This window comes from Bacteroides sp. ET225, assembly GCF_024733745.1.
GTDB lineage: Bacteria > Bacteroidota > Bacteroidia > Bacteroidales > Bacteroidaceae > Phocaeicola > Phocaeicola excrementipullorum.
The window spans coordinates 1-7,848 of record NZ_JANRHN010000061.1 but is presented as its reverse complement, the minus strand read 5'-3'; the positions used below and the strand labels follow the sequence as shown (position 1 = coordinate 7,848).

At 42.3% G+C, this 7,848-nt stretch carries 5 protein-coding genes; 1 reads left to right on the top strand and 4 read right to left on the bottom strand.

Going from position 1 to position 7,848, the window contains the following annotated elements; all coding sequences use genetic code 11:
- Nucleotides 1–252: 252 nt before the first annotated feature.
- Both NW212_RS14920 and NW212_RS14915 read right to left on the bottom strand, forming a co-directional pair.
- A complete protein-coding gene (locus tag NW212_RS14920) occupies nt 253–2,463 on the bottom strand; it encodes a peptidase domain-containing ABC transporter (RefSeq protein WP_258339405.1) in 2,211 nt (736 codons plus the stop codon).
- 2 nt (nt 2,464–2,465) lie between these two features.
- Complete coding sequence (locus NW212_RS14915) at nt 2,466–3,773, bottom strand: HlyD family secretion protein (RefSeq protein WP_375338002.1); 1,308 nt, start codon at nt 3,771–3,773, stop codon at nt 2,466–2,468.
- 474 nt (nt 3,774–4,247) lie between these two features.
- Here NW212_RS14915 and NW212_RS14910 point away from each other — a divergent pair, with 474 nt between their 5' ends.
- On the top strand, nt 4,248–5,378 hold the full coding sequence (locus NW212_RS14910; RefSeq protein ID WP_258339404.1) for an ISAs1 family transposase: 1,131 nt from the start codon (nt 4,248–4,250) through the stop codon (nt 5,376–5,378).
- 320 nt (nt 5,379–5,698) lie between these two features.
- On the opposite strand, the gene NW212_RS14905 is transcribed toward NW212_RS14910, so the two are convergent.
- Entirely contained in the window at nt 5,699–7,210 is a 1,512-nt protein-coding gene (locus tag NW212_RS14905; protein ID WP_258339403.1) for an IS1182 family transposase, read from the bottom strand.
- A gap of 193 nt (nt 7,211–7,403) precedes the next feature.
- Nucleotides 7,404–7,848: fibronectin type III-like domain-contianing protein (locus tag NW212_RS14900; RefSeq protein ID WP_258339402.1), on the bottom strand; the 445-nt coding region annotated here is incomplete at its 5' end.

Below are 7,848 nucleotides of genomic sequence, written 5' to 3'. Positions count from 1 at the left end.
TAATAAAATGATTGTGAAAATATGCGTTGTCAGTCTGTCTTAAGATTTATTCTTTTCTGCTTGAGGGATATTTTGAGCTATTTTCTCGCTTTATAGGCTAGTAGAGGGCTATGGTGGCAGAAAGCAAGAAAATAGCTCAAATAGATAGCTACAGAAGGTTGAATGGAAGGTGATAACATGAAATTTAGTCCAGTTCTATCGGACTATAATGTTTGGATGCTAAAATAAGCCTTAAAATCTGCACAGTATGTTCTATATGGTTGAGGACGGTATACAAGGATTAACTGTAGCTTGTGTGGCCACCAGTTGATAGTATAATCCTTTTTTCTCCATTAAAGTCTGATGATTTCCTATTTCCGCAATATATCCTTGGTTTAGGACAACGATTTGATCTGCATGTTGTATTGTACTTAACCGATGTGCAATCACTACCACGGTTCGTTGCTTGAAAGCATTGTTTAAAGCTTCTACGATTTTCCGTTCATTCATCACGTCTAATGAATTGGTCGCTTCGTCTAAAAATAAGAACTCTGGGTCTTGGTAAAGTGCACGTGCTATTAGTAATCGCTGTTTTTGTCCACCGCTTAATCCACGCCCTGTTTCTCCTATCATAGTTTCAAATCCTTTAGGCATGCTGTTGATTTCTTCTTCCAATTGTGCCGTACGGCATACTTCGCGCAGGCGGTCATAGTCGATGTGGTCATCATCTAACACTATGTTGTTTAAAATCGTATCGCTGAAAATATTTCCATCCTGCATCACTACCCCGCATAAATCCCTCCATTGCCGCAAGTTGATGGCTGTAACATTCATACCCCCCATTTTTATCTCTCCGTGAGTGGGTTTATAAAGTCGAACCAATAATTTCAGCAATGTTGATTTTCCGCTTCCGCTACCTCCCACAATAGCTGTTACTTTTTTTTCTGGGATGCGTAAGAAGACATCTCGCAGGATCATAGAGCCATTCGGAGTATATTGGAAGAAGACGTTCTCCAGCGTTATGTCTTTTTTCTCCGGCATGACGGTTGTTGAACCGATGGAGAGCAAGTCTTCTTCATCTTCCAATTCGCGTATTTCGTTGATGCGCAAAAAACTGATTTTGGCATATTGGGCTGAAACTACGAAATTAATGAATTGTATCAATGGGCCATTTAACATACCTAAGATGAATTGTGTGGATATCATGACGCCAAATGTGATTTCTCCATTAATGACAGCTACGGCGCAATAAAACACAATGGCCATATTTTTCATTCCTTCAATGAATTGTGCGCCAAGATTTTGTGCATTGGTCACAGTCAGTACTTTCTTATTTACATGATACAATCTTGCTTGTATCTCTTCCCATTTCCAACGGCGGTATTTTTCATAATTGAATATTTTGATGTCTTGAATGGCAGATACAGTTTCTACCCAATAACTCTGGTTTTTGGAGAGCAATTCAAAATATTCCCAATCTAATTTTTTGCGGATAGATAAAAATAGTAACACCCAAACGATGTAACATGCGGATCCTGCTAAAAAGATGTAGAAGATATTTGTATTGTAAACCAACAATATGATTGCAAAGATAACAAACGTTAGTGAAGAAAATATTAAAGCCAGCGAATTATTCATGATAAAACTGCGAATACGTTCATGATCTTGTGCGCGTTGCAGGATATCGCCCAGCAGTTTATTTTCAAAGAATGTTACCGGCAATTTCATCAACTTAATCAAATAATCAGATATCAAAGCAATGTTCACTCGCGAAGTAATATGTAGAAGCACCCAGTCGCGTAGTACATTGAATGCCATGACACTTGCCAGTATGCAAATGTTGCCGAATAACACCATGTGAATGAAGTTCACGTCCGAGGTTTTAATTCCTACATCGATGACAGCCTTCGATATGAAAGGAAGGACTGCTTGCAATAAAGTAACCACTAACATGATACCTAAGACCAGGCCGAACTGTTTTTTATATGGGAAAAAGTATCTCAGTATGCCGCTAAAGGTAGATTTGCGTTGCGTCTTTTCAGCTTCGCTTTTTTGGAAGTCCACAGTCGGCTCTACGGCAAGCAATACACCGTTTTCTTCTCCCTTGGGATACCATCCTTTGCGAAATTCTTCGTGGGTGTATTTTACACGTCCTTTGGCTGGGTCGGATATCCAAATATATTTCTTATCTGCATTATACACTACCACAAAATGGTTCTCATTCCAAAACACAATGGCAGGTAGTGGCACTTTCGATACAACGTCGTTTAATGTACATTTAATGGCAAGAGTGCGTAGTCCGATGCTTTCAGCTCCAGTGCTAATATCTAGCAAAGAGACACCTTCTTTTGTAATTCCGCAGCGGTCCCGCAAGTATTGTAGGGAGTAATAACGTCCGAAATACTTGGCTATAATTTTCAACGATGCTGGTCCGCAGTCTTGCGAGTCCATCTGATATTCTACTGGAAACCTTTTCCATCTCATATTTACTTTTCTCCTATTGACCGAAGATTATCGAATAAACGTTCTATTAATCTTTTTCGTTTTGTTATGATTTCTACTGTACCTTTGCTTTCAAAATCCAATGGAAGTGTCTTGCCAAAATTGCTGACCAATCCATCAGGGAATACGATTTCCACCAAATATACATCGATTATGTTATTGTTGGTTTCCATCTTGTTAGTCAAACGCGAGATAGAATGCACCTTGCCTTTCAGCATTCCGTATTCTTCGTAAGGATAATTGTTTATTTTTACATTGGCAGTTTGTCCTTCTTTTACTTTTCCTGCCCCATATGAAGCGATCATGACTTCTCCTACTATATCGTTTCGGGTTGGTATGACGGTAAACAGTTCTTGTCCGGCTTGTACGAAGCTGTTGTCTTTCCAGAAATCCAGGTACTCCACCTCACCTGTAATCGGGGCTATTTCCATATATTTTTCTTTCCATACGCTGATAGCGTTGGACAGTACATTTTGTTGGGCTACCAGTTCGGCAAAGGCTTTTTCTTTGTTTTCTTGTTCTTCCAGTAATGTGCGTTGTATTTCTATTTGACTTTGTCTGATTTCAGATTGTTTTATTAAACAGTTGCTTTCCAATGCTAGCAATGTTTCTTGCAAAGAAAAGTAGTTGGATTCTTTTTCCAAATACTCTTGTTGGCTGATGCCTTTGGCTGCATACAAGATGCTGTCTTTTTCCAAACGCTTGCCCATTGCTTCCAACACCTGTTTTTTTAAAGCAATCTCCTTGTGCAAATTGTCTTCAATTTCTTTGTCTATTTCGATTTGCTGTTGTAGGCTTATGCGCATCGTGGCATACAAATCTGAGGTGAGTAGTTGCCTATATTGTTTATACGATATATAAAACGAATTATATGCCGTGCTTACATCACCCAGTAGCAGGCTATCCGGTAGCGGGTAATTTGCTTCGTGGTCGGCATAAAGGTTAAAAAGCAAAGCTTCTACTTGCAACACATGATGATAATCAGCTCCACTCTCGATGAATGCAATTACTTCGTTCTTCTTTACTGATTGTCTGTTTTTTACCAGTAATTGCATACGTCCACTGTTGTTTGCTACTAATCTGACAGGTGCTTTGGTTGCTGTTACAGAAACTTCTCCTTCTACCGTATCTGGGTATTTAATCCAGAAACTCAATAAAATAACGATTCCAATCAAACTTCCTACGCACAGAGCAAACCATTTGACCCATTGGGTAGGCATACGGTCTATAATGGCTTGTACTTCTTCGGAGTAGTTTGACATGGAGTCCTCTTTATTTTCCTTCTGCATCATATCTTCACTCTTTATAGCCTAATTCAACGTGGATCCGATATAAGAATCTGAAAATTAGAAATATAACAATAAAAGCATTGCATTTATAGTGTCCAAATACAACATTAAAGTAATTGCCACTATATCCTCAAAGGCTAAAGTTACAAAAATTTATTACATGACAATGATTTTTGCAAAAAATTTGCCAGAGTACGCACGGCTCTTTCATTTAAAATAATCTCCATAATCCTTGTTATTCTCCGAAAACCATTATTTTTGCGTACAACGATGCAGGAAGCACCGCTTCCGGTGTTTCTTTTTATCGTTCATATAAAATTATTTTTGTAGGCGGAAATCCAATGCGACAGAGGTCGTTTTTTTGATTTCCGCCTTAATTTTCGCTATGCGAAAATACAATTTATTTTGCTGATATGCAACATTTTGCGCGTTTAATATATTAAAAAGAAACATGCATTCCGCCATAGTGGCAGCATAATGAAACATCTGAAAGAATTTGTGAAATCAGTGCCGGATTACCGCAGGACAGACAAGGGAAACTACAAACACAAGCTGGAAGATATTCTTCTTCTTGTAATACTCGGACGGCTGGGCAAGTGTATAACAAGGCCGGATATAATCAGATTCGGCGAGCGTAATCTGAAACGCTTCCGCTCTTTAGGGATTTTGTTGGAGGGCGTGCCTTCTGAGCCTACGCTCTGCCGTGTATTCAAACATATAGATGATGAAGCCATGTCTGAACGGATGTCTGAATTTACTGCCGCTTTCCATGCTGAACTTGTCGGTTTTGCCGTGGACATCCTCTGTATTGACGGCAAGGCGATGAGAGGGACGATACTTGAAAACGGACGCAACCCCGACATCGTGTCAGCCTATTCCCTTAAAGGAGGTGTCACTCTTGCCACGGACATGTGCGAAGAAAAAAGCAACGAGATAACTTCCGTGCCCAAACTGCTGGACAAGGTGGATGTGTCGGGATGCATAGTTACGGCGGACGCCATGTCCTTCCAGAAAGCCATCATAGACAAAATCCGGGAAAAAGGCGGTGATTTCCTTATCGAGCTGAAGGCGAACCAGAGGACTTTGCGATATGGGATTGAGGACAATGTCGGGCTTGCAGAGCCTGTGGATGTATATTCGGAAGGGCCTTTCCTTGAACATGGCAGGATAGAGACCAGGGTATGCCGCATCTTTCGTGGAAATGACCTGATTACGGACAGGGAAAAGTGGAATGGAGATCTGACGGTTGTCGAAATACGGACTGCAACGGAAAGGAAATCTGACGGTCAGAAATCTTCCGAAGGAAGGTTCTATGTCTCCAGTTTTCACGGAAGTGCCCGGCGGCTGGGCACAATAGCCAGAATGCATTGGGCAATAGAAAGCATGCACTGGGACCTTGACCGCAACCTGAGGCAGGACTTTATCAGACGGAAAGATGCAAGGTACGCCAGAAACCTTGACACGATACAGAGGATGGTACTGGCAATACTCTCGATATGGAAAGGCAAAAGGAAAAAGCTCTCTGACAAGGCAAAGGGAACGGCCGAACTTATCGGAGAACTTTCCATGAACTTTACCGCAATAATACATATGCTGGCTCAAAAATGAAATAATTTGTAATTTCAGAGGATTCGTAACGTCTTGGGTATCAAATATACCAAAGTTCCTGCTTCCCATAAAAGTGGGTGGGGGGATTATATACCTTCTTCTAAGCTTAAATGAAAGAGCCGTGTTTCTATTAGAATATCCAGCCTCTAGCCGAATCTCCCCTTAAAAAAAGAAAGAGGCTGTTTCAAAATAAACTTGAGATGGCCTCTGTTGTTTCATTTCAGATTGAAGTCATTTGGATTTCTCTCAAAAGATGAGTTTATAAACTTACTTTTGAAGATTTCATCCTTTCAAACTGTTTTTTCGTTGCCATAAGCCTCCTAAGAGGCTGCTTTTGCAAGATTATGTGCAATGGCCAGCAGGCCGAACTCAATTTCAACCTTCTTAAGCCCACGAAGATGGAACCTCTTGAAGTGCTTGTTGTTCTTGAGGTTTCCAAATACGGCTTCCACATCCTGCGGTCGCTGGCTGCGATATTTCAGGCCTTCATCAGAGAGCAGCTTTTCACGTTCCCTTTCCTTGATTTTCCTCAGACGGTGGTTTACCTGCACAATCCTTTCCGACCGGCTTCTGTGACACCGGCATCTTAGCGGGCAGCCCTTACAGTTACGTGCCCTGTATCTTGATATGGTCTGCACAAAACCGTTGTCTGTTATCCTCTTTGCATCGGAGAGTCTTTCCATTCTCTGTCCCATCGGACAATACATGCCGTCGGTTTCTTCATTATAATAAAAGTTGGCAGACAGGAAGGGGTCGTTCCGGAAGTTCCTTTTCTGTTCCTTATGAAAATAGTTGTACTTTATGAAGGTTTTAATACCATGTCTGAAGGCATACAGATAGTTCTCCTCGCTTCCGTACCCTGCATCACAGACAGATACGTCAGGGTATCTGCCGTAAAGGGAATGGAAGTCATCCATATGTAAAGGATAGGTGGAGGTATCACCCGCACACTGATGGATGGTATAGTTCAGAATGAACTGCCTGTTGGTACTGATCTGGGGGTTATATCCGGGTTTGAGCTGCCCGTTCCTCATGTGGTCCTCCTTCATGCGCATGAAAGTAGCGTCGTTGTCTGTCTTTGAGTAACTGTTGCGTCCGTCAAGTATCTTTCCCTGTGATTCATATTTCCTGAGCTGTTCAGGCCATGACTTCCTTACACGTCTTACCTTCGCTTTCATTTTTCTGTCCGCGTCCACTCCGTTCAGGGCATCGTCTATCTGGTAGAGCGCCTTTTCCACTTTCTCCGGAGTGATATCCTGATATGTAAGGGGAGCGGAATCACGCAGTTCCTGCTTGGTGACGGACTCGGCGTACTGCCATATCTCCTCAAGCTGTTCCGCGATTCTGGATATGCGGGTATGTATGGACTTGCCCCAGACGAACGTATAACGGTTGGCGTCCGCCTCCATCTTCGTCCCGTCGGTACAGGCCACATCCAGACTTACAAAGCCTTCCGCTACGAGGAACTTCACGATGGTGGCAAATATTGTCTTGAGTACATCCTTCAGCCGGCTGCTGCGGAAACGGTTGATGGTGTTATGGTCAGGAGTCACATTGCCGGTAAGCCACATGAAGCGGATGTCATTGCGGCAGAACTCTTCTATGCGACGGCTGGAATAGATATTACGCAGATAAGCGTAGACAAGGATCTGAAGCATCATGCGCGGGTGGTATGCAGAACAGCCTTTAGGAGAATACCTGCGGTAAAGTTCTTCGAGGTTTATCTGTTCAATGATACGGTGAACAACCCGGACCGGATCGTTCTGGGGAATAAAATCGCCTAAACACGGAGGTAAAAGCAGATTATCGTTGGATGTGTAATTTTTAAACATTATCTTTGGGATATATTGACTTGATTCCCTAAGATACAAAAATTTAGGGAGACGGGCAAGTTCTGACTGAGCGAAGTTAGGACCTGCCCGATTTTTTTTGCAGACATAAAAAAGGCCATCTCAAAGTTTATTTGAGACAGCCTCCCCAGAAACTCCGTAAATAAGCCGTAAAAAACAGCTAACAAACCACCATTTATTCATAAACAAACTCCGCCACGCTACGTATATCCGCCGACGAAGCTCCTACATACAGTTTGAACTTGCCGGACTCCGCGCGCCATTCATGCTTCTCGTCATCGAAAAACTTCAGCATATCAGGAGTAACGGTAAAGTCAACCGTTGCTTCTTCGCCAGGCTGCAAAGAAATTTTCCGGAATCCCTTCAATTCTTTCAGCGGGCGAGGCACACTGCATTTTTCATCGCCCACATAAAGCTGGACGATTTCTTTTCCGGCTACCCGGCCTGTGTTTTTCACCGTACATGAAAGCCGGATACTGCTGGAAGCCGTCATCCGGTCAGCAGAAAGCACAGCCTTTCCGTACTCGAACTCAGTATAACTCAAGCCATAGCCAAACGGGAACAAAGGCTTCACCTTTTTCGTGTCATACCATCTGTATCCGACAAGAATGTCTTCTTTA

Bases quoted from the DNA above. Each gene is read 5' to 3' on its own strand.
- NW212_RS14920 (WP_258339405.1), bottom strand. From the start codon at position 2,463: ATGAGATGGAAAAGGTTTCCAGTAGAATATCAGATGGACTCGCAAGAC.
- NW212_RS14915 (WP_375338002.1), bottom strand. From the start codon at position 3,773: ATGATGCAGAAGGAAAATAAAGAGGACTCCATGTCAAACTACTCCGAA.
- NW212_RS14910 (WP_258339404.1), top strand. From the start codon at position 4,248: ATGAAACATCTGAAAGAATTTGTGAAATCAGTGCCGGATTACCGCAGG.
- NW212_RS14905 (WP_258339403.1), bottom strand. From the start codon at position 7,210: ATGTTTAAAAATTACACATCCAACGATAATCTGCTTTTACCTCCGTGT.